General features: G+C 46.1%; 28 protein-coding genes, 1 tRNA gene and 2 riboswitches. Of the genes, 28 read left to right on the forward strand and 1 reads right to left on the reverse strand.

Annotated features, from left to right (window positions below; genetic code table 11):
* The first annotated feature begins 44 nt into the window (after nucleotides 1-44).
* From ald to FN782_RS02370, 7 genes are all read left to right on the forward strand, one after another.
* A complete protein-coding gene (gene ald / locus FN782_RS02340) occupies nucleotides 45-1,184 on the forward strand; it encodes an alanine dehydrogenase (RefSeq protein WP_142504149.1) in 1,140 nt (379 codons plus the stop codon).
* Between the two features lie 54 nt (nucleotides 1,185-1,238).
* Complete coding sequence (locus FN782_RS02345) at nucleotides 1,239-1,481, forward strand: DUF4227 family protein (RefSeq protein WP_185955985.1); 243 nt, start codon at nucleotides 1,239-1,241, stop codon at nucleotides 1,479-1,481.
* Between the two features lie 75 nt (nucleotides 1,482-1,556).
* A complete protein-coding gene (locus tag FN782_RS02350) occupies nucleotides 1,557-2,741 on the forward strand; it encodes a phosphopentomutase (protein ID WP_142504151.1) in 1,185 nt (394 codons plus the stop codon).
* 13 nt (nucleotides 2,742-2,754) lie between these two features.
* Nucleotides 2,755-3,585: a purine-nucleoside phosphorylase gene (locus FN782_RS02355; RefSeq protein WP_142504152.1), complete on the forward strand. Its 831-nt coding sequence runs from the start codon at nucleotides 2,755-2,757 to the stop codon at nucleotides 3,583-3,585.
* A 46-nt stretch (nucleotides 3,586-3,631) separates the two neighbouring features.
* Nucleotides 3,632-4,459: a purine-nucleoside phosphorylase gene (locus FN782_RS02360; RefSeq protein ID WP_142504153.1), complete on the forward strand. Its 828-nt coding sequence runs from the start codon at nucleotides 3,632-3,634 to the stop codon at nucleotides 4,457-4,459.
* Between the two features lies 1 nt (nucleotide 4,460).
* A complete protein-coding gene (locus tag FN782_RS02365; RefSeq protein WP_142504154.1) occupies nucleotides 4,461-5,786 on the forward strand; it encodes a pyrimidine-nucleoside phosphorylase in 1,326 nt (441 codons plus the stop codon).
* Between the two features lie 196 nt (nucleotides 5,787-5,982).
* Nucleotides 5,983-6,840: a LysR family transcriptional regulator gene (locus FN782_RS02370; RefSeq protein WP_142504155.1), complete on the forward strand. Its 858-nt coding sequence runs from the start codon at nucleotides 5,983-5,985 to the stop codon at nucleotides 6,838-6,840.
* On the opposite strand, the gene FN782_RS02375 is transcribed toward FN782_RS02370, so the two are convergent.
* On the reverse strand, nucleotides 6,833-7,477 hold the full coding sequence (locus FN782_RS02375) for an NADPH-dependent F420 reductase (protein WP_142504156.1): 645 nt from the start codon (nucleotides 7,475-7,477) through the stop codon (nucleotides 6,833-6,835). The two genes, FN782_RS02370 and FN782_RS02375, sit on opposite strands and share 8 nt — an antisense overlap.
* 354 nt (nucleotides 7,478-7,831) lie before the next feature.
* Here FN782_RS02375 and FN782_RS02380 point away from each other — a divergent pair.
* The 21 genes from FN782_RS02380 (at nucleotide 7,832) to ytfJ (ending at nucleotide 25,530) form a co-directional block, all read left to right on the forward strand.
* Nucleotides 7,832-7,892, forward strand: a tRNA-OTHER gene (locus FN782_RS02380).
* A gap of 317 nt (nucleotides 7,893-8,209) precedes the next feature.
* Nucleotides 8,210-9,334 (forward strand): slipin family protein, encoded by a 1,125-nt coding sequence (locus tag FN782_RS02385; RefSeq protein ID WP_142504157.1) that lies wholly within the window; start codon nucleotides 8,210-8,212, stop codon nucleotides 9,332-9,334.
* 267 nt (nucleotides 9,335-9,601) lie between these two features.
* Nucleotides 9,602-10,774 (forward strand): D-alanyl-D-alanine carboxypeptidase family protein, encoded by a 1,173-nt coding sequence (locus FN782_RS02390; RefSeq protein ID WP_246064813.1) that lies wholly within the window; start codon nucleotides 9,602-9,604, stop codon nucleotides 10,772-10,774.
* A 138-nt stretch (nucleotides 10,775-10,912) separates the two neighbouring features.
* Nucleotides 10,913-11,266, forward strand: a complete 354-nt coding sequence (spoIIAA, locus tag FN782_RS02395) for an anti-sigma F factor antagonist (protein ID WP_142504159.1) — start codon at nucleotides 10,913-10,915, stop codon at nucleotides 11,264-11,266.
* On the forward strand, nucleotides 11,266-11,718 hold the full coding sequence (gene spoIIAB / locus FN782_RS02400) for an anti-sigma F factor (RefSeq protein ID WP_142504160.1): 453 nt from the start codon (nucleotides 11,266-11,268) through the stop codon (nucleotides 11,716-11,718). Before spoIIAA ends, spoIIAB begins: the two co-directional genes overlap by 1 nt.
* Nucleotides 11,719-11,727: 9 nt before the next feature.
* Nucleotides 11,728-12,498, forward strand: coding sequence for an RNA polymerase sporulation sigma factor SigF (gene sigF, locus FN782_RS02405; protein WP_142504161.1), 771 nt, complete (start codon nucleotides 11,728-11,730; stop codon nucleotides 12,496-12,498).
* A 148-nt stretch (nucleotides 12,499-12,646) separates the two neighbouring features.
* Nucleotides 12,647-13,270 (forward strand): stage V sporulation protein AA, encoded by a 624-nt coding sequence (locus tag FN782_RS02410; RefSeq protein ID WP_142504162.1) that lies wholly within the window; start codon nucleotides 12,647-12,649, stop codon nucleotides 13,268-13,270.
* The gene (locus FN782_RS02415) at nucleotides 13,254-13,679 is read left to right on the forward strand and encodes a stage V sporulation protein AB (RefSeq protein WP_281285901.1); all 426 of its coding nucleotides are present in this window, start codon (nucleotides 13,254-13,256) and stop codon (nucleotides 13,677-13,679) included. The genes FN782_RS02410 and FN782_RS02415 overlap by 17 nt, the downstream gene beginning before the upstream one ends.
* Nucleotides 13,680-13,705: 26 nt before the next feature.
* A complete protein-coding gene (spoVAE, locus tag FN782_RS02420; protein WP_142504164.1) occupies nucleotides 13,706-14,059 on the forward strand; it encodes a stage V sporulation protein AE in 354 nt (117 codons plus the stop codon).
* A 5-nt stretch (nucleotides 14,060-14,064) separates the two neighbouring features.
* Nucleotides 14,065-14,628, forward strand: a complete 564-nt coding sequence (spoVAEA, locus tag FN782_RS02425; RefSeq protein ID WP_185955986.1) for a stage V sporulation protein SpoVABEA — start codon at nucleotides 14,065-14,067, stop codon at nucleotides 14,626-14,628.
* Nucleotides 14,629-14,720: 92 nt separating this feature from the next.
* Nucleotides 14,721-14,895, forward strand: a riboswitch (Lysine riboswitch).
* 82 nt (nucleotides 14,896-14,977) lie between these two features.
* Nucleotides 14,978-16,303 carry a diaminopimelate decarboxylase gene (gene lysA, locus FN782_RS02430; protein ID WP_142504166.1) on the forward strand — a complete coding sequence of 442 codons (1,326 nt, stop codon included), beginning with the start codon at nucleotides 14,978-14,980 and terminating at the stop codon, nucleotides 16,301-16,303.
* Nucleotides 16,304-16,635: 332 nt separating this feature from the next.
* Nucleotides 16,636-17,712: a murein hydrolase activator EnvC family protein gene (locus tag FN782_RS02435; RefSeq protein WP_142504167.1), complete on the forward strand. Its 1,077-nt coding sequence runs from the start codon at nucleotides 16,636-16,638 to the stop codon at nucleotides 17,710-17,712.
* A gap of 138 nt (nucleotides 17,713-17,850) precedes the next feature.
* Complete coding sequence (locus FN782_RS02440; protein ID WP_142504168.1) at nucleotides 17,851-18,798, forward strand: COX15/CtaA family protein; 948 nt, start codon at nucleotides 17,851-17,853, stop codon at nucleotides 18,796-18,798.
* A gap of 112 nt (nucleotides 18,799-18,910) precedes the next feature.
* Nucleotides 18,911-19,044: riboswitch (FMN riboswitch) on the forward strand.
* A 392-nt stretch (nucleotides 19,045-19,436) separates the two neighbouring features.
* Nucleotides 19,437-20,558, forward strand: coding sequence for a bifunctional diaminohydroxyphosphoribosylaminopyrimidine deaminase/5-amino-6-(5-phosphoribosylamino)uracil reductase RibD (gene ribD / locus FN782_RS02445; protein WP_246064814.1), 1,122 nt, complete (start codon nucleotides 19,437-19,439; stop codon nucleotides 20,556-20,558).
* A 1-nt stretch (nucleotide 20,559) separates the two neighbouring features.
* Nucleotides 20,560-21,198, forward strand: coding sequence for a riboflavin synthase (ribE, locus tag FN782_RS02450; protein WP_142504169.1), 639 nt, complete (start codon nucleotides 20,560-20,562; stop codon nucleotides 21,196-21,198).
* 13 nt (nucleotides 21,199-21,211) lie between these two features.
* Nucleotides 21,212-22,411 (forward strand): bifunctional 3,4-dihydroxy-2-butanone-4-phosphate synthase/GTP cyclohydrolase II, encoded by a 1,200-nt coding sequence (locus tag FN782_RS02455; protein WP_142504170.1) that lies wholly within the window; start codon nucleotides 21,212-21,214, stop codon nucleotides 22,409-22,411.
* Between the two features lie 19 nt (nucleotides 22,412-22,430).
* Nucleotides 22,431-22,913, forward strand: a complete 483-nt coding sequence (gene ribH / locus FN782_RS02460; RefSeq protein ID WP_142504171.1) for a 6,7-dimethyl-8-ribityllumazine synthase — start codon at nucleotides 22,431-22,433, stop codon at nucleotides 22,911-22,913.
* Between the two features lie 25 nt (nucleotides 22,914-22,938).
* Nucleotides 22,939-23,724, forward strand: a complete 786-nt coding sequence (locus tag FN782_RS02465) for a segregation and condensation protein A (RefSeq protein ID WP_142504172.1) — start codon at nucleotides 22,939-22,941, stop codon at nucleotides 23,722-23,724.
* A complete protein-coding gene (scpB, locus tag FN782_RS02470) occupies nucleotides 23,693-24,328 on the forward strand; it encodes an SMC-Scp complex subunit ScpB (RefSeq protein WP_142504312.1) in 636 nt (211 codons plus the stop codon). The genes FN782_RS02465 and scpB overlap by 32 nt, the downstream gene beginning before the upstream one ends.
* 99 nt (nucleotides 24,329-24,427) lie before the next feature.
* A complete protein-coding gene (locus FN782_RS02475) occupies nucleotides 24,428-25,105 on the forward strand; it encodes a DUF2953 domain-containing protein (RefSeq protein WP_185955987.1) in 678 nt (225 codons plus the stop codon).
* Nucleotides 25,078-25,530 (forward strand): GerW family sporulation protein, encoded by a 453-nt coding sequence (gene ytfJ / locus FN782_RS02480; RefSeq protein WP_142504174.1) that lies wholly within the window; start codon nucleotides 25,078-25,080, stop codon nucleotides 25,528-25,530. The genes FN782_RS02475 and ytfJ overlap by 28 nt, the downstream gene beginning before the upstream one ends.
* Nucleotides 25,531-25,622 lie beyond the last annotated feature (92 nt).

Genomic DNA, 25,622 nt, shown 5'->3' on the forward strand with positions numbered 1-25,622 from the left:
CAGGTCTAGTGGTATGATATAGGATGGAAAAGGAGGTGTACAGCGTGATTATCGGTGTTCCCAAAGAGGTGAAAGATAGTGAAAACCGTGTGGCGATCTCCCCGGCAGGTGTGGATGCCCTGATCGGAGCAGGGCACCGGGTTTTGATCGAAAAAGGTGCAGGAGAAGGAAGTGGTTTTCCGGATCAAGCACTTTCAAAACATGGTGCCAAGATCGTGGAGACGGCAGAAGAAGTATGGAGTACGTCGGAGATGATCTTAAAAGTAAAGGAGCCACAGGCGTCTGAATATCAATATTTCCGTAAAGGCCTCTGTCTTTTTACCTATCTGCATTTGGCACCTGAACCGGAATTGACCCGTGCGCTGATGGAAAACGAAGTGACAGCGATCGCTTATGAGACGATTCAGTTGGATAACGGCGCTTTGCCACTTCTTACACCAATGTCCGAAGTGGCAGGACGTATGTCGGTTCAAATCGGGGCGCAGTTTCTGGAAAAACCAAATGGCGGAAAAGGGGTTTTGTTGGGAGGAGTGCCAGGGGTTCTTCCGGGGGAAGTCGTGATTATTGGCGGCGGGGTGGTTGGAACAAATGCGGCAAAAATGGCTTTGGGTTTAGGAGCCAATGTGACCATTCTAGATCTAAATCCCGATCGTCTGCGTCAGTTGGATGATATCTTCCGAGGTCAGGTTCGTACGCTGATTTCCAATCCCTATCATATCAGTCAGGCTGTTGAAAAGGCAGATCTGTTGGTGGGAGCTGTTTTGATTCCTGGACACAGGGCTCCACGTCTGGTAACGGAAGAAATGGTAAAGTCCATGTCTCCCGGCTCTGTTATTGTAGATGTGGCCATTGATCAGGGAGGGTCGATTGAAACGATTGATCGGGTGACCACCCACAGTGAACCAAGCTATGTAAAACATGATGTGGTTCATTATGCCGTCGCCAATATCCCTGGGGCTGTACCGCGGACTTCCACTTATGCGTTGACCAACGTCACCATCCCTTATGCGCTCAATATTGCGAACAAAGGCTTGAAACAGTCATTGAGAGAGAGTGCTCCTCTCGCTCGCGGGGTGAATGTGATGAATGGGTATGTCACATACAAAGCAGTCGCTGAGGATTTGAATCTGCCTTATCGCTCCTTGAATGAAGTGATGGGAGAGTCGATTTTGGATCTGGCATAACAGACCGTTCCTTTCCATAGAATGTTCCTAACACCGGGAAAAGGACGGGTTATGATGATCGTCTCACTCCGACGATTGGCAGCTTGGGCCAGATTTCTCACGATGTTTGTCATATTAACGATGATCTTTTATCATGTTATTGCTTGGGTATCCCAATGGTTCGAGCCAGCTTACCGTTACGGGCAACCAAAAGGACCAGCGGTGAAGGTTTTTGCTCCCAGTGGGAAGACCGATTACGGAAAAACCTGGATACAAATGAAAGATCGAGTTCTTCTGTATTATTGGCTGGGTGAGTAAAGTCTTTCAACCGCTTCTGGGTCTATCCTGAGCGGCCTTTTTTGTGAATAAACTGTGGATGGTGAGGTGATCTGATTGGCATCATTTGAACGCGTAGCATTAATTGTTTTGGACAGTGTAGGGATCGGAGCGTTGCCGGATGCAGAGGCATTTGGTGACCAAGGAGTTCATACACTGGGTCACATTGCGGAGAAGCGGGGGCTGAAGTTACCCAATTTGTCCCAGTTCGGTCTGTCCAACATTGAGCCGATCCCAGGCATTGAGCCTGTTGACCGACCCAAAGCCCATTATGGGAAGATGGCTGAAGTTTCCGCAGGGAAAGATACCACGACAGGTCATTGGGAGTTGATGGGTGTACATACCTCAAAACCCTTTAAAACGTATCCGGAAGGCTTTCCAACAGAACTGATTCGTACCTTTGAAGAGCGGATTGGTCGGAACGTGTTGGGAAATAAAGTGGCTTCCGGCACGGAAATAATCAATGAGCTGGGAGAGGAACACATGGAAACAGGAGCGGTGATTGTCTACACCTCTGCTGACAGTGTGTTTCAAATAGCTGCCCATGAAGATGTCATCCCCCTGGATGAATTATTCGATATTTGTGAAGTGGCCAGGGAATTGACTCTGGATGAGCGATTTGCCGTGGTTCGGGTCATTGCACGTCCATTTATAGGGGAGCCCGGCAGTTTCGAACGGACGGCCAACCGTCGGGATTATTCGGTTAAGCCGCCACATCCGACTGTTATGAATACCCTTAAAGACGAGGGGTTGGACTCCATTGCGGTTGGCAAAATTTCTGACATCTATGCCGGCGAAGGGGTGACCCACTCCATTAAGACAAAGGATAATATGGATGGAGTGGATCGTTTTATTGACGTTTTGAACAAGTCATTTCGTGGGCTGGCTTTTGTCAACTTGGTTGATTTTGATTCCAAATTTGGACATCGAAGGGACCCGGAAGGTTATGGACAAGCCTTGGAGGCGTTTGATCGTCGGCTTCCGGAGATTCTGCAGGCTGTGCGCCCTTCCGATTTGCTGATTATTACCGCGGATCACGGTAATGATCCCACATATAAAGGTTCGGATCACACCCGTGAATATGTCCCATTATTTGTTTGGAGTCCTTCTCTATCTGAGCAAGGTGTTTCTCTTGGTGTGAGGGAGACGTTTTCTGATGTGGGTGCCACCATTGCTGATAATTTTGGGGTACCATCTCCAGCGCACGGGACCAGCTTTCTAAATGAATTAAAATTTCGTTGAAAGGAAGAGGATCATGGAATCCAAGATTCAACAAGCAGAACAGGCGGCTGAAACAATTCGTGAACGGATATCCACAAAGCCTGATATCGGTTTGGTATTGGGGTCCGGGTTGGGGATTCTGGCTGAAGAGATTGAAAATAAAGAGGCGATCACTTACAGTGATATCCCTCATTTTCCCGTATCCACTGTGGAAGGACATGCCGGAAGATTGGTGATAGGGAAATTGGAATCTCAGTCAGTTGTTGCCATGCAGGGGCGCTTTCATTTTTATGAAGGGTATAGTATGCAGGAGGTAACGTTCCCGATTCGGGTAATGAAATCCTTGGGAGTCAAGACATTGGTGGTGACCAATGCGGCAGGGGGGATCAATAAAACGTTTGATGCAGGAGATTTTATGTTGATCAATGATCATATCAATATGATGTTTACCAATCCCTTGATCGGTCCTAACCATCCGGAATGGGGTGTGCGCTTTCCGGATATGTCGGAGGCATATGATCCTGGATACCGTCAGTTGGCAAAACGGGTGGCGGCTTATCATCATATTCCGCTCAAGGAAGGTGTTTACCTAGGTTCGACAGGACCTTCCTATGAAACCCCGGCGGAAATCCGCATGTTTCGCACATTGGGAGCGGACGCCGTTGGGATGTCCACTGTGCCTGAAGTGATCGTGGCTCGCCATGCAGGAATGCGTACTCTCGGAATCTCCTGTATTACTAATCTCGCTGCGGGAATTCTTCCACAACCGTTAAGCCATGATGAAGTGATGGAAACTGCGGAGCGGGTAAAGCCCCGTTTTATTCAGCTGGTAAAGGGAATTGTCAAAGACATTTTGTCCGTTTAAGGTATTATCAGAACAGCGTGAAAACAAAAAAAGGGGCGACCTGGAAATGACAGAAATCTATCAAAAGATGGAAGAAGCACGGAATTATATACAAAAAAAGACCGCACATCATCCTGAGGTTGGAATGATACTCGGTTCTGGGTTGGGAGAGCTGGCTGATGATATTGAGGATGCGGTTACGATTCCTTATTCGGATATTCCCCACTTTCCTGTCTCCACTGTGGAAGGGCATGCCGGGCAGCTGGTGATTGGCCGTCTTTCCGGAAAAACAGTTGTTGCGATGCAGGGGCGTTTTCATTTTTATGAAGGGTATACCCAACAAGAGGTTGTATTCCCTGTTTATGTGATGAAAGCGCTTGGAATCCAATGGCTGATTGCCACCAATGCTTGTGGTGGCATGAATGAACGCTTTCAAGCAGGGGATCTGATGTTGATTGAAGATCATATCAATTTTACTGGAAGCAACCCCCTTATCGGACCGAATGATTCCCGATTGGGACCACGGTTTCCGGATATGTCCACAGCATATGATCGTAAATTGATGGACTTGGCACATCATGTGGCGGGTGAGCAGGGAATTCGCCTGCAACAAGGGGTATATGCAGGAGTCAGTGGACCGGCATATATGACTCCTTCAGAGTTGATCATGCTTAGAAACCTGGGTGGAGATGCGGTTGGAATGTCTACAGTACCTGAGGTGATCGTTGCTAGTTACATGGGTTTGAAAGTCCTGGGAATTTCCTGCATTACGGATATGGCGATCGGGGAAGACTTGGAACCGCTCACCCATGAACAGGTTGTAGAAGTGGCCAATCAAACGAAACCTCGCTTTATCCGCCTGGTGAAGGGAGTTCTTGCCGAGGTGAAGGTGTAAAATGAACACAGTGGAAATCATTCGGAAAAAACGGAATGGAGAAGTGCTGTCTTCAGAAGAGATACAATATCTGATTCAGGGATATGCCAAGGGAGAGATTCCGGATTACCAAATGTCCGCTTTGGCAATGGCGATCTATTTCCGCGGAATGGACTCCCGTGAAACAGCAGATCTGACCATGGAGATGGTTCAGTCGGGTGAACGTGTGGATCTCTCCCGAATAAACGGTGTGAAAGTGGATAAGCACAGCACCGGAGGAGTGGGGGATACAACCACGTTGGTTTTGGCTCCCTTGGTGGCTGCAGCAGGGGTTCCGGTTGCCAAAATGTCCGGTCGGGGATTGGGGCATACCGGTGGTACGATTGATAAGTTGGAATCATTTCAGGGGTTTTCTACCTCACTAAGCCCTGAATCCTTCGTTCAACAAGTGAATGGGATTGGCTTGGCTGTCATGGGGCAAACCGCAGATTTGACACCTGCTGACAAACAGTTGTATGCATTGCGGGACGTGACAGCAACAGTGGATTCCATCCCGTTAATTTCCAGTTCGATTATGAGCAAAAAAATTGCGTCCGGAGCCGATGCCATTGTTTTGGATGTCAAGACTGGAAATGGAGCGTTTATGAAAGAAGAAGCGCAAGCGATTCAACTTGCTCAGGCGATGGTTGCCATTGGCAATAGGGTGGGTCGACAAACAGTTGCTGTCATCAGTGATATGGAACAACCGTTGGGAATGGCGGTTGGCAATGCATTGGAGATAAAGGAAGCGATTGAAACCCTGCAAGGAAAGGGTCCACGAGATCTGACAGAACTCTGTCTGGTGTTGGGAGCGCAAATGGTAGTGTTGGCCGGAAAAGCGGAAAGCATGGATCAGGCCAAAGAAACATTGCAAAGAGCCATCTCTGATGGGTCTGCGTTAGACCGGTTCCGGCAATTTGTAAAGGCGCAAGGTGGTGATCCCCGTGCAGTGGATCATCCTGAGTTGCTTCCCGTTGCAAAATATGTACAAGAGGTGAAAGCACCGGATGATGGTGTTATTACCGGATTGATTGCGGAAGAGATCGGTCTTTGTGCAATGGAATTGGGAGCCGGGAGAAAGACAAAGGATGCAGTGATTGACCATGGCGTGGGCGTCGTTTTGCGTAAAAAAATCGGTGATACCGTCCGTCAGGGAGAAGCATTGGCCAATCTTTATGTAAACGACCTTGAAAAGGCGAAACAGGTTGAGAAACGCTTTCTCCAAGCAGTTAGAATTTCTAAGGAATCTGTGGACGCACCCCGTTTAATCCGGGCTTTGGTAACGGAAAACGGTGTGGAAAGGATATAGGAGAGCTTAAAAAACTGGGCATCGTGGGCCCAGTTTTTTTATTTCTCAATATAGCGATGAGATCGTGGTTTTCAGGTTCTACTTCTCTATCGCCGATCGGCAAGGGGTTAGACGAATCACAGTAGGTTGGAGTAAAATAATCTCGTTCACCATATGCTTGACAGCAATCAGTGTGATCAATGGGGAGTGTGAAAGCATGAACATAGAATACTGGTATCATTTTATGGAAACCGCACGACAAAAAAGTATATTGAAAGCCAGTGCAAAACTGCAGATGACTCACCCCGCCTTGAGTAAACAAATACGCGCTTTGGAGCAGTATTATGGGGTTACATTGTTCCGACGCTCTTCAACCGGCGTACAACTGACAGAGGCGGGCAATTGTTTGTTTCAGAGGTTGGAGGTTTTAATAGCAGAGCATGAAATGCTTCGCACTGATTTGCAAAAATATGCAGCTACAGACCCCAAGCCGATTACTTTAGGAACCCTTCCAAGTATTGCGATGTTTCATTTACCAGCGAAGGTATTGCGCCTGCAGGCGAATGGGTTCCGGATGAAAGTGGTGGTGCGTCATACGACAAAAGAATTGGTGGAGTTACTGCAAAACGATATACTTCACGCTGTATTGATAGAGAAAACACCGCTTCATAAATCGGTATGGACGACAGAGTTGTTTCGGGAGGTATATTACGCGATTTTGCCCACTGATCACCCTTTGTCCTGCCAAAGTGAATTGAGCAAAAAGGAAATGGTTCAGGAACCCTTAGTGGTACACCCGAATGCTTGCGTGATTCGAAAAACGATCGTTCGACAGTTTGAAAGGTCGGGACTGGTACCCCAGATCGGAAAAGAGATCGATTTTGGAGAGTCTATTCTTGCTTACGTAGCAGCCGGAGCTGGTATCACCATCATGCCACTGTCCTCCACTGCTGAACAGGTAACAGATCCACGGCTTAAGGTGATACCGCTCATCGATTTCGATGCAGAACGTGTCATCATTCTTGCTACCCGTTCCTCCTTGGAAGGAAAGCATTTGCTTCGATATCTTAAATAACGTACTCATCCATTCCGAACAGACGATATGAGACATATGGATAATTGCCGTACCGAATGGCAAGCTCGCGTTCAAATAACGTCATACGCTCGATGGTTCGATTGTTTTCTAAATTTCCACTATCCCATGCTCTAAAGGGCAAGGGTTTCAGTAAATTTAATACGGTCCGGCGAGCCTCCCCGTCGTCTCCTGTTACGAATATATCGCTTTTTTCCCCCTGATGTAGTGGTTGCTCCAACACTTGGAAGAATGTGTTTTTAAACGCGCCGACAACAGCTGTATGAGGAAGCATTTTTTGCAACTCTTCGGCGGCTGACTGCCCCCAATCCAGCGTGAAATCACTGAAATCTTCTGTGAATGGATTGGCGATATCGACAAGGATTCTTCCGGCTAACCTCTTTTCATTTTTTTGCGCCCAAGGAATCAGATCCCGAAACCAAAAAGAGTGAAAAATGATATCGGCATTTAATGCTTCCCGGTATGAAGACGTCATTACCCCGGTCCATCCTCGCTTGCGACATATCCCTTCGGCTTTTTCCGGTGTACGGGAAGCCCAGACTAATCCGCTATAGTGTGGTGCAAGCACATTTACCAATCCTTGTCCCATCCGTCCGGTTCCTAAGACACTGATATTCATCACAAAATCCCTCCTTTGATCTCATCATAGCAACGCAACATCTCGTATGGAAGAACGACATGGTTAGAAGGTTGTAATCTAAAGTTTTACCCTGACATTGATTATGTATTGCATTCACTATGAATATATGGCTTTGCACCGAGACATTCGCTTAGGGTCCGGTTTTTATCATTTGTTGACAGAATTATTTATCTGTTTTAAAATAATAAAGTTTGTTTCCTACGCAGGAATTTCTGAATAATTCCGCAGTGCTTGGTCCTAGTTGGATTTAAGTATACTGGAAACAAGTGACACCATGGCAAGCTGGTGTCTTATAAACCGTGATGTCGGAGGTTCGACTCCTCCATCGCCAGCCGGCGATTAGCTCAGTTGGTAGAGCACACGTGATACTGAGGTTCGATTCCTCAATTGTCTAGTGGACAATGCTTGGCAGCTCCTTTGTTTTTTGGGCTTTTTTAGTGGAATCCTCAGTAAATCTGCGGTGGAAAGTATTCCATCGATTTACACTGAAGGTTCGGCCTCGAAGGTTGGTGGATACCGGGGTGGTTGATTACTTGATCGTCTGAACTGACAGAAGTTTGAATCAATAGAGGAGAGGGTTTTTTTCTTTTTTGTTTCATCTTCGGGTACAGAAGGCTTGGAAAGACCGTTCCTTAAGCCAAGCTCCGCCGGTTCTTTGGGAGGGTTCCACAAAAAGCTTCATTGATTTTACGTTAGGAATGAGGAAATGATATGATACATATTCGAAATGACCAGCGCGGCTTGCTGTTTAAACGGGGAAACTATGTGAAGCATTTGAAACCGGGAAAACACTTTTCTCCTTTGATCAAAAACAGTCCTTTCAGCAGTTATCAGGTCATTGTGATGGATGTTCACCAGCCGTTTTTCCACCCCGATTATCCACTCCATATGTTTCTACATGATGAGGAGTTGCTCAAAGAACTGACCATCCTTGATGTAAAAGACCATGAGCTCGCTCTTCATTTTGAGGATGGGAAGTTTACCGAGGTCTATACATCAGGTACATACGCTTTTTGGAATATATACAAGAAGCATACATTTACTGTTGTGGATAAAAGAAAACCGGCGGTTTCAGAGGAAATTGACTGTTCCATCTTTTCCGATCCTGAATTGAGGAATTTTTTGAAAGAGGTTCATGTAGGAACACATGAACGGGGAATTCTTTATTACAACCATCAATTCCAGGAAGAATTGAAGCCAGGGAATTACTATTTCTGGAAGGGTCCTGTAACCGTCGATGTTCAGATGGTTGATATGCGACAACAACAATTGGATATGACGGGACAGGAAATGATGACCGCCGATAAAGTTACCCTTCGGCTCAACTTTGTCTGTCAGTATCAGGTGGTTAACCCACGAAGGGTATTGGAAGTGCGATCATTTGACCAACAGGTGTATATTTATCTGCAATTGGTATTGAGAGAGCACATTGGAGCCTTTCGACTGGATGATCTGTTAAAACAGAAACAGAAGGTCGGTTCCCTTGTGCTTCAACGATTGAAAGAGAAGGAAGATGACTTTGGCGTTCGCTTTATGGATGCAGGGGTGAAAGACATTATACTGCCCGGTGATGTCAAGGAAATCCTGAATACGGTTCTCATTGCGGAAAAGAAGGCTCAAGCCAACATTATCACCCGACGGGAGGAGACCGCGTCAACGCGAAGTCTTTTAAATACGGCCAAACTGATGGATCAAAACCAGACCTTATATCGGCTGAAAGAGTTGGAATTTATGGAGCGGATCTGTGAAAAGATCGGCACGATTTCCATTTCCGGGGGCGGAAATCTCTTGGAACAGTTAAACTCTCTTCTTCTTCGGGAACATCAAAAAAAGTAAACCGTAAAGGGAAAGCTTTCAGGTGATTACCAAGTGGCGTCAAAGTTCCAGCTTCCGCTTTTGTTTGCCTGTCTTCATTTTAAGTTTGGATGTGTATTGGAATCCTTGACCATATACATCCTGTTTTTATGGCTTTCCTATAGTAAACTCCAGGGGATCATATAAAACAGACTGGATTTCTTCTGTTTTGAAGCCGTACTTGATAATTGGAATAATTTCCTTCCCCCTGTTCACAATAAGGGTATGATGAATAGGAGGGAAGCCTTGATGCGATGGCGTGTATGTATATGGGCTGTCATGCTTTGTTTGCCTTTTTCTGTGCTGTCTAAGCCGGCTTGGGCATCAGAAGGTGGTTTGGCTCCTGAAGCCAAGTCGGCGATTCTGATGGATATGGACACGGGAACCGTTCTATATGAAAAAAACAGCAATGAAAAACTCCCGCCTGCCAGTATTACCAAGATTATGACCATGCTGTTGGTTATGGAGGCCTTGGAACAAGGAAAAATTTCCTATCATGATAAGGTACGAGTAAGTGAAAGAGCCGCATCGATGGGAGGCTCTCAAGTGTACTTGGAGCCGGGAGAAGTGATGAATTTGCGGGATATGTTGAAAGCCGTTGCAGTGGGAAGCGCCAATGATGCTTCGGTTGCTTTGGCAGAACATATTGCCGGAACAGAGGAAGATTTTGTTCAAATGATGAATCGTCGGGCAGAAAAACTTGGAATGAAAAATACCCGATTTCAAAACCCCAATGGGCTCCCGGCCGATGACCATTATACGACGGCCGGAGATATAGCCATCATGTCCAGGGAATTATTGAAACACCCTGAAATCACAAGGTTTACTCGTATTTATGAGGATCATTTAAGAAAGGAAAGTGAAAATCCCTTTTGGTTGGTCAACACCAACCGCCTGGTTAAGTTTTATAAAGGGATGGATGGTTTGAAAACGGGGTTTACGGCTAAAGCCAAATATTGTTTATCTGCTACAGCAAAACGAGGAAATCTCCGCGTGATCGCTGTTGTTATGGGAGAACCGGATGCAAAAGCAAGGAACCGTGAGATCACCAGGATGATAGATTATGCCTTTAATCGGTATACCAATCATGTAATCTATCGACAGGGACAACCGATCAGTCAGTTGCCTGTGGATAAAGGGAAGAAACCGATCATCACGGTACGTTCTCCTCAACAGTTCAGTGTTTTGGTCCCAAGAGGTGAAAATACGGCGGACTATCAATCTGAGATTGAATGGAAACGACTGGTTTCTCCGGTGAAGAAGGGGGATGAAATCGGGAAAATCAAGGTGATTAAAGACGGAGAGACAGTGTCGGAAATGCGTTTGATTTCCGATGAGGATATTCCCAAAGCGGGGTTATGGTTACTGATTAAGCGGACAACCCGGAATATGTTCTTTCTGCCGGAGGAAAAAGCCGTATAATTTGCAGACGATACACTGGAAAGGCCCATGCCGGCTTTTCCAGTTTTCTTCTTCTTTTACCAAAAAGAAGGAAGAGGCTTTCGTGTTGTAGAACTTTAAAACAAACCGGATTTTTCAGTCCAACAGAGGTGAGTTGAAATGAGTTTACATGTAGATGTTTCCCATTACCATAATGTTCTTTTGGTTCGTCTGTCCGGTGAATTGGATCATCATACAGCGACAGATGTAAGGGAACGGATTGACCGCGAATTGTCCAAAGGGATCTATGCTCATTTGGTATTAAACCTCTCAGATCTCACCTTCATGGACAGTTCCGGTCTGGGAGTGATACTTGGGCGGTACCGTCAGGTGACACAGATGGGTGGGAAGATGGTTCTTTGTTCCGTGCAACCATCTGTTTACCGTTTGTTTGAGCTGTCAGGCATGCTTAAAATTTTGCCGTTTTGTGAAGATGAGCAAAGAGCGCTTCATGTTTGCGGGGTGGCTTCATGATGAGTGTACATAATAACTTTATGGAACTGAAATTTTCCAGTCAGTCAGAAAATGAATCCTTTGCGCGGGTTGCTGTGGCTTCTTTTATATCCCAGCTTGATCCGACCGTAGATGAATTGACGGATATTAAAACCGTCGTTTCAGAAGCGGTTACCAATGCGGTGATACATGGTTATGAAGAAAGACCGGATGGGATTATCACGATTCGGACAGAGATTCGCGGGAGTCAAGTAAGCATTGTTGTGGAAGATGAGGGAATAGGTATTTCCAATGTTGAGGAAGCCCGTCAACCGCTGTACACTTCCAAACCACAAATGGAACGATCAGGTATGGGGTTTACAATTATGGAAAATTTCATGGATCAAGTGGAGATTCTTTCTTCGGAGGGGAAAGGGACTCAGGTTCGCTTGGTCAAAGATTTAAAAACACACCGACAGACCATAGGAAACTGAGGGTTGCCCATGGAATCCGATGTGCGCAATTCCAGACACAAACATTTGTCTGATAAGGAAGTTAAGGAGCTAATTGAGAAGAGTCAAAAAGGGGACGTCGCTTCCCGCGATCGATTGGTTAATCATAATATTCGCCTGGTTTGGTCGGTTGTACAACGTTTTCTGAATCGGGGTTACGAGGCGGAGGATCTTTTTCAGATTGGTTGTATCGGGCTGTTAAAGGCAGTGGACAAATTTGATTTAACCTATGATGTTAAATTTTCCACTTATGCGGTTCCAATGATTATTGGAGAAATTCAGCGATTTCTCAGGGATGATGGAGTTATGAAAGTGAGTCGTTCCCTGAAAGAACTGTCCAATCGAATTCGCAAAAGCAAAGATGAACTTACCAAAATGTTGGGTCGGAGTCCCACCGTATACGAGTTGGCGGAAGAGATGGATGTTCCGGTGGAAGAAATTATCTTTGCGCAAGAAGCGAATCGTGCTCCTACATCCATTCATGAGACGGTATATGAAAATGATGGGGACCCGATTACCTTGATGGATCAGATTGCGGATCGTTCGGAAGAGAGTTGGTTTGATAAAATTGCTTTAAATGAAGCGATTAACCAATTGAGCGAGCGTGAAAAATTGATTGTCTACCTTCGTTTTTTTAAAGATCAAACCCAATCAGAGGTTGCTGAGCGTTTGCAGATTTCACAGGTTCAGGTTTCCCGGTTGGAAAAGAAGATAATTCGTCGGATGAGAAGCTCCATCGACGAATATGAAAACGACCGTTGATGTCTTCCTCCTCTGTTCTGCGTTGGAGTAAAAGAAATAAAGACAAAATGATATCCTTTAGCTCTCCTTCAGGAGAGCCTTTTTTGCATGGTTGATGCAATGGTATCGCATACTAGGAAGGGCAGGGCTTGTTGAAGGAGGATGATCAATGGCTACCAAGCAAATATTTCTTCAAATGAGGAAAAGAATACAGATACGGCCGGGTCAAAACCTCCGGGTAAAGGATGTAGCGGATATATTGGCTGAAAACAAGGAGGAAATAGAAAATCTTCCCATTAACCGATTTGGGAAACATGAAGGAAAGTTGGCTGTTGTGGAATTAATGGATGTTCTCCAGGTGATTCAGAGAGCCGGGTGTCCTGCCGATATACGTACAATCGGTCCTCCGCAAACATTAGTGGAGTTTAAAACACCTGCACCTATTCCTGGTTGGCTGGCTGTTGCCGGAGTTTGGTCCATTTTGTTTGTGGGGTCAGGACTGGCCATTATGAATTTCCATACGGATGTCAGTATGAAGGAAGTTCATGAACGGATATTTTATCTGATGACGGGTGTAAAAAAGTCAAAGCCGCTGATTTTGCAAATCCCCTATTCTTTTGGGATTGGTCTAGGTATGGTTCTTTTTTTTAACCATGTTTTTCGCAAAAAATTTAATGATGAACCGACTCCTCTTGAACTGGAAGTATTTTTATATCAGGAAAACATTGATCAATATGTGATTGATCATGAAAAGTCACAGAAACGGAGAGATTCAGGTGGCCCTTCTGGATAGCCTGCTTTTGGTCATGATTGGATTGGCAGGGGGAATCGCAGTCGGCAGTGGTCTGGTGGCTTTTCTGACCGTATTGGATATTGTACCGCGATTAACGGTTCTGACTCAAACCCGTCGACAGATCCACTGGTATGAATGGGCTTTTGTTCTGGGGGCTCTGTTGTATACATGGGCTGACTTTGGGGAATGGGTTGCTTTTTTCTCCCCTGTATCCACAGCCATTGTGGGGTTTCTTTCCGGTATTTTTACGGGATTGTTAGCTGCTGCTTTAACTGAGGTGATTAATGTTCTGCCGATTCTTGCGAAACGAATTCGTATGGAGTCCCGAATTCTTTGGCTGTTAATGGCTATGGTGATGGGAAAAGTGGTTGGTTCTTTGTTTCAATGGCTTATCTTTATTACGGATTAACGATGAATCATAAGGAGTGAGGAAATATGGGTTCTGTTTGGTCTGCATTTCTGGTGGGAGGTTTAATCTGTGTAATCGGTCAATTGCTGATGGATCTAACAGCGATGACACCAGCGCATGTTTTGAGTACCTTGGTGGTGGGTGGAGCTGTATTTGATGGACTGGGGCTATATGAGCCTTTGATTAAATTTGCCGGAGCCGGCGCTACAGTCCCGATTACCAGTTTTGGAAATTCATTGGTTCATGGGGCTTTGTCCGAAGCAAAGTCAAGTGGGTTAATCGGGGTTCTTTCTGGAATATTTGAGGTGACCAGTGCAGGTATATCTGCAGCGATTATATTTGGATTTCTGACAGCTCTGGTATTTCGTCCTAAGGGTTGAATCCGGTGAGGAAACGAAAAGTGATCTTAATTACGGACGGAGATCGGTTGGCCAAAGAAACAGTGGAAGAGGTGGCACGGTACATAGGTGGCCGGTGTATATCCGCTTCCGCCGGAAATCCGACTCCCATAAACGGGGAAGAGCTGGTAAAACTGATTCAGCAAGCGCCAAACGATCCGGTGCTTGTTATGTTTGATGACTGTGGATCGATACGAAAGGGGAGAGGCGAACAGGCTTTGGAATACGTCATAAACCACAGAAATGTGGAAGTATTGGGCGTTGTAGCAGTCGCTTCCAACAGCCCGAATGTAGCTGGAACTCCAGTTCATATTGCCCTTGATCGAAATGGAAATATGGTTGAACATCAAGTGGACAAAAACGGGATGGAAGTTGATGGTGCCCCTCTGCGGATATTCGGAGACACAGTGGATGTTCTTAACGCTTATCAACTTCCGTTGGTGGTGGGAATAGGGGATATAGGAAAGATGGATCACTATGATGATCCGCTCTGGGGAGCCCCTGTGACCAAAAAAGCGGTACAACTCATCCTGGATAACGCTGGATACTAAGTTTGGAAACCTCTTCCCTTGGCAGAGAGTTGAGGAATGTGGTAGTCTGATTTAAACTTATATGTGCTCTGTAGGGAATGTTCCATTGTTTTCCTGTGAGTAGAGGTGCGGTCCGCATGAATACCTTCCTGGAGAATCGGCATCGAAGAAAGGTTGGGAAAGGGCGTTTCGCCGAAGTAGGAGGGGGTGCCGAAACCCCTCTTGCTGGTCGATTTGCTGAATAAGGAGTCGACTGTCGCGGCTCTGTCGCGGAGTGCTACATGAGGAGGACTGTTCTGAATGAAAAGCAACAGACGTCTTCGTCCGTTGCTTTTTCTGTTTTGAAGAAACGTTGAGAGGGGTGCCCAGTATGCGGCTAAGAGGAACCAGTCAGTTTAACGATCAGGGACACTTGGAAATCGGGGGATGTGATACGGTTGAGCTTGCGGAACAGTTTGGAACCCCCCTATATATAATGGATGAATGGATGATTCGCCAACGGATGCGTGAATATATGCAAGCGTTCCAAAAAACCGGTTTAGCTTTCCAGGTGGCATATGCCAGTAAAGCCTTTAGTACATTGGCCATGTGTCGTTTGGTGGCGGAAGAAGGGTTGCATCTGGATGTTGTTTCGGATGGGGAGTTGTTTACTGCGTTAAAAGCGGGCTTTCCTGCAGAAAGAATTTATTTTCATGGAAATAACAAGACACGTGAAGAGTTGGAAATGGGTTTGGATGCTGGAATTGGCTGGTTTGTGGTGGATAATTTTAATGAGTTGTCCATGCTGAGTTCCCTTGCATACAAAAAGGGGCTAACCGCGCGTGTATTGCTCCGTACGACTCCTGGAGTGGAAGCTCATACTCATACGTATATTCAGACTGGTCAGGAGGATTCCAAGTTTGGTTTTAATCTGGCGAGTGGGCAAGTTCATAAAGCAGTGGAGCGCTGCTTGCAATATAAAGGTTTGAAAGTGGACGGGTTTCATTGTCATATCGGTTCCCAGATTTTTGAGACAGACGGTTTTCGTCTAGCTGTACAGAAGCTTGTCACTCTTTCTGAGGAATGCCGGAATTTATTCGGTTTTCAGACCCGGATTCTCAATCTGGGAGGAGGGTTTGGAATTCGATACAATGAAGAGGATCGTCCCATGTCTGTGGATCAATATATTTTTGCCATTGCGGAAGAGATCCGGTCCGGTTTTTCCGAGAAGGACATTCCCCAGGTTGTTGTGGAACCGGGGCGCAGTATCGTGGGAGAAGCCGGAACTACGTTATATCGTGTGGGGACCATTAAACAAATCCCAGGCGTAAGGAAGTATATCTCTGTGGATGGCGGAATGAATGATAATCCTCGTCCAGCTCTGTACCGTGCATCTTATGAGGCTATATTAGCCAACCGGACCTCGGAACAGCCGGAAGAGACGGTTTCCGTAGCGGGTAAATTGTGTGAGTCCGGGGATATGTTAATCTGGGATATTGACCTTCCTCATGTGAAAAGCGGTGATTTGTTGGCTGTAACCTGCACAGGAGCCTATAACTATTCCATGGCAAACAATTACAATCGTTTGCGTCGACCTGCGGTTGTTTTTGTGCGTGATGGATATTCAGATGTGGTAGTCCGCCGTGAAAGTATGGAAGACCTGATTAAAAATGACCGGATTCCGAATCGTTTACTGACACCGAACGGTCAATGCTGAACCGATTATCCTCCGTTCTGTTAGAGGCTTTGCTTGATCGGTGAGTTAATCCGGAAAAACAGCACCGAAGGACCACCATTGTGGAGGTTCTGCCAGGGATGCTACATGAAAGATTGGTTGATTTTACTAATAAATTAGGTCTTATGGAGTAGTGCACTTCTAATCGATGGTTTAAAGAGATCGGATGTTTACATTATTGAAGAAGAGGATTTGTTTTCTGTATACTACCAATGAGGCTTAATCTCTTTACATAAAGGGATAAGCGTTGTGATAGAGGCAATTTTTGCAGTTTTGGACGTTGCCTATTCCCTGACCGGAAAGGGTGAATAATTTTGAAAATAGCGGGAGATGGTGGATGGAAGCGAACGCTGATTACTGTAGCGGTATCTTTTGGATTGGTGATCTCTGTTTGGCCGCCGATTCTCGTTGAGGCCAATAAAGAGGATGAGGTGAAAAATAATCTGAAAGATGTGGAAGAGGATCAGAAAAAGACCAAAAACGAGATTGAAAAGCTGAAAAAAAAGGTGGATTCTCTCAAAGAAGATCTTCGCAAGTTGGAAAAGGATTTGGAGAAAGAGAAAAAAGAGGAGGAAAAGGCTGAAAAGAAGCTGAAAAAAGCCGAAGAAACCTTGGATCAGCAGGCTGATCGGTATAAAACCAGTGTTCGTTCCATGTATTTAAACGGTGGGACCAACCAAATGGCATCCCTTTTAGCTGCGGAATCTTTTGATGAATTTTTGGCTCGATTTGAAATGATGCGTCTCATTATCAAGAAGGATTATAAGGTTGTTGAAAAGTATTATCAAGCCAAGAGCAAAGCGGAAAAAGCAAAGAAAGAGGTTGAGAAGTCGAGAAAAGAGGTAGAAGAGAAGACCGAAGAGGCTGAAAAAGAGTACAAAAAAATGGTCGACTTATTGAAGGAGAACCGCTCTACCCTGCATCAGTTGGAAGAGAAGGAACAAGATTACCGTCAAACATTGTCCCAGTTAAACCTGGAACACTTAAAAGCAGGGAATTTTCCCTATCAAGGCCCGCTTCAAAGACCAGTGAACGGTCCGGTTACGTCCGGTTATGGTCCTCGTGGGGGAGAATTTCACACTGGGGTTGATTTTGATGGCACCACCAGCACGCCCATTCGCGCTGCTGCCAATGGCCGGGTCATTCGGGCGCAGAGCTGTTCGTGCGGGTATGGTTACTACATTATGATTGATCACGGAGGCGGTGTCTTTTCCTTATACGCGCATATGTGGTCTTGGCAGTCCAAGGTGTCTGTCGGCCAGGTGGTCAAAAAAGGACAATTGATCGCTTATGTTGGAAATAATGGTCGGTCCACCGGATCACACCTTCACTTTGAAGTACATAAGGGACGGCCTGGAAATTATACCAACCCGTGGTCCTATATTCAATAATTTGCTTACCCCTTCCCTTTGGTGGAAGGGTTTTTTTATGAAGAATTTGTGCCTGATCAAGCAGTTAGGGTTGGATTTTTTCGATCTGTGGTAGAATGAACAAGGAAACCCGTACACAGAGAGGGGGATGCTACAGAAATGAATCGTTTTCATAAAGGGCTTGCTGTGCTGGGGGTTATCGGGACGTTTCTGATTCTCCTCATGGGAGCTTTGGTGACAAAAACCGGTTCTCAGGCGGGGTGTGGTAATACATGGCCCTTCTGTCATGGGGAAGTGTTTCCCAGTTATCATACCCTGGAGTTGTGGATTGAATATAGTCACAGAATTGTAGCCGGCTTGGTAGGCTTGATCGTTTTGATCCTGTCGGTGTGGTCCTGGCGGGATTATCCAGATAATGGGAAGATGAAGTTGTTTGCTTTCAGCAGTAGTTTTTTTGTGGTCCTGCAAGGATTGATTGGAGCGGCAGCCGTTGTGTGGGGACAGTCAGATGCTGTTTTAGCCCTGCATTTCGGTTTTTCGCTGCTTTCTTTTTCCAGTGTGGTTCTTCTATTGATCTTGTTATTGCAGATGGATGAAAAACAGAGAGGGCGGCCAAATCAAGGGGATACGGCTGTCACTCCTAAAATGAAAGCGGCGATTTGGGGACTGGCTGTATATACCTATATCGTGGTTTATACTGGGGCTTATGTCCGCCACACGGGTTCCAGTCTGGGATGTACCGATTGGCCACTTTGTGGTGGTCAGTGGATTCCCGATATGACCAGCCAAGTTGGAATCCAACTTACTCACCGTCTATTTGCGGGCCTTCTCCTTTTCTTCACCATATGGCTTTTATGGGCTATAAAGAAGCATCATCCAAATCGAAAGGATTTGATTCGCGGTGCTTGGTGGTCCGTTGTCCTCATTCTCCTTCAAGTGGTGACAGGAGGAGCGATTGTACTAACCAAACTGGAATTGATGATTGCGTTGATTCATGCTGCGCTGGTATCTGCCTATTTTTCAGCTCTCTGTTATCTCTGTATGCAGGTAGGTCCTCCATGGAAAAAAAGGACAGATATGAAAGCAAAACCGCAGCTATCCCAATAATCATATAAAAAGTATGAACATCGATTTATTTTTTGTGTTAAGATAAGGGTAAGGATTGGATCATGTCCCTCACTGTGGTGAGGGTATTTTCAAAAAAGCATATAGAAACTGCACAATCCTTCGGGGCTGGGTGAAATTCCCGACCGGCGGTGATGGAGAGTACTCCTCAGTCCGTGACCCGCGCAAGCGGTGGATCCGGTGAAACTCCGGGGCCGACAGTGAAAGTCTGGATGGGAGAAGGATGAATGTTTCATACTCGTGCGTAGTAATCGGGAAACCCTCTCTATGAATGAAGGAGGGTTTGGTTCCGATTGGACATATTTGCGGACAGAGCTTCCCAGGGAGACGTGTGTCCATATCGTTTTCTTGGATTTGTCCTAAAATCGTCGCACATAGACGGGTACGTTTTTTGGCAGTACCCTTTATAAGTCGTGCCGTATCGCTGTTTACCGTTTGGCTATTGACCCGACCACCCAGGTGGAAGGGGAAGGGACGGAGAAGAATGAACGTTCCTTCTGCTGTTACGGACTGTGATGGATCAGAGATACGTTGCGCATGTTTTGTATATCTCCCACAGTAAAAGCCCTGAAGGTCTAGACAGGGCTTTTTTTGATGCCGTATGAAAAGGGGGGGATGATGTGAAAGAGAAGGATCAAGCCTACGATAAACATTGGATGGAGTTAGCGTTGCAACTTGCGGGATCGGCCAAGGGACAGACATCTCCCAATCCGATGGTTGGAGCGGTTGCAGTAAAAAAGGGGGAGTTAATTGGTTCAGGTGCGCACCTGAAGGCGGGTACTCCCCATGCAGAAGTGCATGCTCTTCAGATGGCTGGAGACATGGCCAAAGGGAGCACGCTCTATGTCACCTTGGAGCCTTGCAATCATATGGGATGCACCCCTCCCTGCACCGAAAGGATTATTCAATCCGGTGTAAAAAGGGTTGTGATCGGGAGTAAAGATCCGGACCCCCGTGTTTCCGGTGAAGGGATTCGTCGTCTGCAAAATGCAGGAATCGAAGTGGAACTGGGAGTTTTAGCTGAACCATGTGATCGATTGAATGAAGCGTATTTTCACCATCGCAGGACAGGGACCCCTTTTGTATGTTTAAAGGCAGCGATCACTTTGGATGGGAAGATTGCAACCCCAACAGGAGACAGTCGCTGGGTGACGGGGAAAGCAGCACGGGAGGAGGTCCATCGGCTTCGTCATCAGTATGATGCAATTCTCGTCGGTTCCAAAACGGTTCTTAACGATCACCCCCGTTTAACTGCTCGCGTTCCTGGAGGTGGAAAAAACCCGCTTCGTGTCATATTGGACAGTTATCTGCGCCTGCCGATCGAGACTCCAGTGACAGATGTAGAAACAGCTCCGACTTGGATATTTTGTACCAATCATGCAGATCAGGAGAAAGAAAGAATCTTGCTGCAAAAGGGAGTGCGGGTGATTCGGACAGGAAATGGGCCAAGGGTTCATTTGGCTGAGGTTTTTAAACGTCTGGGGAATGAAGGGGTTATTTCTGTTTTGGCGGAAAGCGGTGGAGAGTTAAATGCCTCCCTGCTTCGGGAAGGTTGGGTAAATAAAGTGATCTTTTTTATTGCCCCCAAAATTCTGGGAGGAAAAGAGAGTCCCACAGCCGTTGAAGGTGATGGACCGCAAAGGATGGGGGATGCATGGGCGCTTCAGGATGTCTCTTTCCGTTCTTTTGGGGAAGACTTATGTTTGATCGGATATCCTAGGCGAGGAAAAGAGGAGGGATAGGATGTTTACCGGTTTGGTGGAAGAGGTGGGGTCCATTCGTTCGATGCATCGTACCGGCAATGCCATGAAGGTTACCGTTACGTGTCACCAAATATTGAAGGGCTTAAAGAAAGGGGACAGTATTGCGGTTAATGGTGTCTGTTTAACAGTGACATCATTTGGTTCCGATTTTTTTACAGCAGATATTATGCCGGAGACGGTTAAGAAAACAAATTTCAAAAGCCTGAGTCCGCGTTCCCTTGTAAACTTGGAACGCGCGCTGGCTGTGGGTGAGCGGATGGGAGGGCACTTTGTTCAGGGACATGTGGACGGTGAGGGAAAGATTCTTTCCCGGATTCCATATGATAATGCGGTTCTGTTTACGATCCAGGTTCCAGAAGAGCTCACAGACTGGATGGTGGATCAAGGATCTGTGGCAGTGAATGGGATCAGCTTGACCATTGTAAAGGTCGAATCAGAATCTTTTTCCGTTTCAATCATTCCACATACCCTTGAGGCTACACAACTGAAAGAAGCTCGAACGGGCGATTCAGTCAATATTGAATGTGACTTGGTGGGTAAATATGTTGCCAAGCTGGCACACGGTTATTCATCGGTTGGAGTTACCGAAAATGTTTTAAGAAAACATGGTTTTTCATAAGGAGGTGTGATGTATGTCTGGGTTTCATTCCATTGAAGAAGCGATCTATGCCTTAATGGAAGGGCAAATTATTATTGTGGTGGATGATGAAGACCGGGAGAATGAAGGAGATTTTGTTGTTCTGGCCGAGAAAGCCTCTCCCGAAGCCATTAATTTTATGATTAAACATGGACGGGGGTTGGTATGTGTTCCCATTACGGAAAGTCGGGCCAAGGAATTAGATTTGCCCCTGATGGTTCAAAAGAATACGGAAGCCCACGAGACGGCTTTTACGGTATCCGTGGATAGTGTAGACTGTACAACGGGCATTTCTGCACATGAGCGTTCCAAAACGGTAAAGTCTTTGATTGATCCCGATGCCTGCGGTGAAGATTTTCGTCGTCCTGGTCATATCTTTCCTTTGGTCGCCAAGGAAGGAGGGGTTCTTCGGCGGGCGGGGCATACCGAAGCGGGAGTGGATCTTGCACGGTTATGCGGAGCGTATCCTGCTGCTGTCATCTGTGAAGTGATCAAAGAAAATGGAGAAATGGCACGGGTTCCGGATTTAATGGAGATTGCAAAAAAAGAAGATCTTAAAATCATTACCATCCAAGATCTGATCCATTACCGCAACCGAAAGGATCAATTGGTGGAGCGGGTGGTGTCCACACGTCTTCCGACCGAGTTTGGGGAGTTTACGGCATGCGGCTATCAAAATGAAGTGGATGACAAGGAGCATGTTGCCTTGGTAAAAGGCAAGATTGATCCGGAAAAACCGGTAATGGTTCGCGTTCATTCGGAATGTCTGACAGGGGATGTATTTGGTTCCCACCGTTGTGACTGTGGACCCCAACTTCATGCAGCACTTCAACAAATTGAAAGGGAAGGAACAGGAGTGCTTCTCTATATGCGGCAGGAAGGTCGGGGGATTGGGCTTCTAAACAAACTGAAGGCTTACAAGTTGCAGGAAGAGGGATTGGATACGGTAGAGGCCAACCAGAAACTGGGGTTTCGTTCGGATCTCAGAGATTATGGAATCGGTGCCCAGATACTGAGGGATCTCGGTGTTCGTAAGATGCGTCTGTTGACAAATAACCCACGCAAAATCAAAGGATTGAAAGGTTATGGCCTGGAAGTGACGGAAGTACTGCCGATCCAAATGCCAGTGATTCCGGATAACGAAAAGTACTTAAGGACGAAACAGAGCAAACTGGGACATATGCTTCATTTCTAGTCAAAAAGGAGAGAGAAATATGGGCAGAATTTTTGAAGGGAATTTGACCGGAGAAGGTCTTTCATTTGGTATTGTGGTGAGCCGGTTTAATGAATTGATTACTTCCAAATTGTTGGAAGGAGCCAAAGATGCCTTAAGACGACATGGAGTAAATGAACAAGGGGTTGATGTGGCTTGGGTGCCGGGCGCATTTGAGATTCCCCTGATTGCGGATCAAATGGCCGGGTCTAAAAAGTATGATGCAGTGATTGCTCTAGGTGCAGTGATTCGTGGCTCTACACCCCACTTTGATTATGTGTGTGGTGAATCGGCTAAAGGAATTGCTGCCGCATCTCTTAAACATTCCCTTCCGGTGATTTTTGGGGTGATTACGGTGGACACCATTGAGCAGGCGATAGAACGTGCCGGAACCAAAGCGGGAAACAAGGGCTGGGAGGCAGCCATGTCCGCGATCGAAACCGCCAATTTGCAACGCTCATTGAAGCAGGCTTGGGACAATTAAATGAGTGGAAAGGGAGACAAGCGGCATGAAAATGAATATTAAGTTGGATATGTTTGAAGGACCGCTGGATCTCCTCCTTCATCTGATTGATACATCCGAATTGGATGTATGCGATATCCCCATTTCCCGAATTACAGATCAATATATGGAATATTTAGAAGCGATGCAAGAATTTCGATTGGAGATTGCCAGTGAATTTCTTGTGATGGCCGCTACACTGCTTTCGATCAAAAGTCAAATGCTCCTTCCCAGGCCGGAACCTGCTGATGTTTCAGAAGTACTGGAGGATGAAGAAGGTTTTGATCCCAGGGAAGAACTGATTCAGCGGCTGTTGGAATACAAACGGTATAAACGTCTCGCGGATACATTGCGAGAACGTGAAGAACAGAGAAGTCAGGTCTACACTCGGATGCCGATGGACTTTACTCCTTATGTTCCGGAAGAAAATCCATTGGAAGGAATCACACCGGATGATCTTCTTCAGATATTTGTTGATGTCATGGCAGAACAGGAGGAAGAGGAAGAATCTCTGACTCACATGACCCGTGAAGAGGTTTCTGTGAGTGACCGCATGGAGGAAATTCACAGTTTTTTGTTACAAAAAGGGCAGGTCCACTTTTCTGAGCTGCTTCATTGGAACCGCATCACCAGGGAAAGGGTCGTTACTACCTTTTTGGCCCTGTTGGAGTTGTTAAAATTAAGGCGGATTCGTATCCAGCAGGGAGAATTATTTGAGGATATCCGCGTGGAAGCTTTTTCAGAGGAAGGAGGAGAGGAGACTGGACAGCCAACAGCTGAAGCCGGTTATTGAAGGTCTTCTGTTTGCAGCTGGGGAGGACGGACTTCGTCCGGCGGAAATTGCAGAAGTAACCGGAGTGAATACCAGAGAAGTACGAAAACTGTTAAATGAGATGAAAGAGGATTGGAAGACGGCGGGCCGGGGGATTCAGATTGTGGAAGTGGCTCAGGTCTACCAATTGACGACGCTTCCAGAACACCGTACTTATTTTGAACAGTTGGCCAAATCCCCCTCTCGTTCCCGACTTTCCCGTGCGGCTTTGGAGACATTGGCAATTATTGCATACCGTCAACCCATTATCCGGGCGGAGTTGGAGGAGATTCGGGGGGTAAAAAGTGAAAAGGCGATCTACTATTTAAAGCGAAAAGGTCTGATTCGGGAAGTTGGAAGAGCGGAAGGAGTGGGTCGGCCCATTCTGTATGGAACGACCCGTGAATTTCTTGATTATTTCGGATTGACGAGCTTAAAGGAACTTCCACCGGCGGATTCTATCTTTGAATGGGCAGAGTGGGAGCGAGAGAAAAATGAACTTTATGAACGCCTGGGTGTGGACCCTTTAGCTGCAGAAGAGTCAGTGGATGATGCTCCTATAGATGAAGATGAATCCAATATTTGATTTTCCGCGGGTGATTCCCGCGGTTTTTTAGTATGTTTGGGGGAAGAACAGACGATAATATCAGATATTGGAACAGGTATCGCCGGATGGGTGATGGATGTGATCTGGAAACTTCTTCTCGGAGCGATTCTTATCATACTGATGATCTTTCCGCTTACTTCAGTTCGGATTCAAGTACGGTACTGGAGAAAAGAGGAAAAGGATCACTTAGAGGTGTATGTTCGGCTATTCTGGGGGCTGATCCGTTTTAAGTCGACGTTGCCTTCCTTCCGATTGGATCAAACCGGAGTCTCTTTTTGGCGGGAACAGGATACCCGTCAAGTATCTGATGCAAAAAAAAAGGGAAGGATCAGCCTCAAAAATATCAAACAGTTTCGAGCGAAATTATCCCGTATACGCCGACAAATCGCCTCCTTTAATCATATTACATTGGAAGTTAGCCGTCGATTTCTCCGACATGTCGTGTGTGAACGGCTAAGGTGGGATACATCTGTGGGAACAGGAGATGCGGCTTCCACCGGTGTCCTTACAGGAGTGATCTGGGGAGTCAAAACGAGTTTGGTCGGGTTTGCAGGGTCTTATATTCGTTGGGCTTGTCCCCCCCGTTTAAATGTTCAACCCCTCTTTAACAATGACAAAGTGGAAACCACATTGGACAGTATAATCCGTTTCCGGATCGGGTACGCTATAGTTGCTGTTATTCGCCTGTTGATTCGATTTGTGCGAAATAACAAAGGGGGTGAAGAAGGTTGGCAGAGCACCCAATTCAAGGCCTGATGACCACTGCCATGGAAAATATCAAAGAAATGGTGGATGTGAACACGATTATTGGTGATCCAGTGGAGACACCGGACGGAAGTGTGATCATTCCCGTTTCCAGAGTAGGTTTTGGTTTTGCGGCGGGAGGCAGTGAATTTCATGGGGTCAAAGCGGATGGGATGGATGAAAGCCCAAAACGGAGAAATGACGAACCACCGGAGTTACCGTTTGGAGGAGGTAGTGGGGGTGGTGTTTCCATTACTCCTATAGGCTTTTTGGTTGTAAATGAGAAAGGGATTCGCATGTTAAATATGGATGGCAATACTCATATGTTTGATCGTCTGTTGGATCTGGCTCCCAATTTAATGGAGCGACTTCAGCAACTTACAAAAAAGGGACAGGAAAAAGATCCTTGCAAGCAAAAAAACGATACGGAAATCTGATGAAAATATAGAAACAACACTGTTCTTGGAAAAACAACGGAACAGTGTTGTTTGTGTTTTTCATAACCTTGTCTTTCCAGCATATAAATTGT

The sequence above is a fragment of the Melghirimyces algeriensis genome (assembly GCF_900182565.1).
Lineage (GTDB): Bacteria > Bacillota > Bacilli > Thermoactinomycetales > DSM-45169 > Melghirimyces > Melghirimyces algeriensis.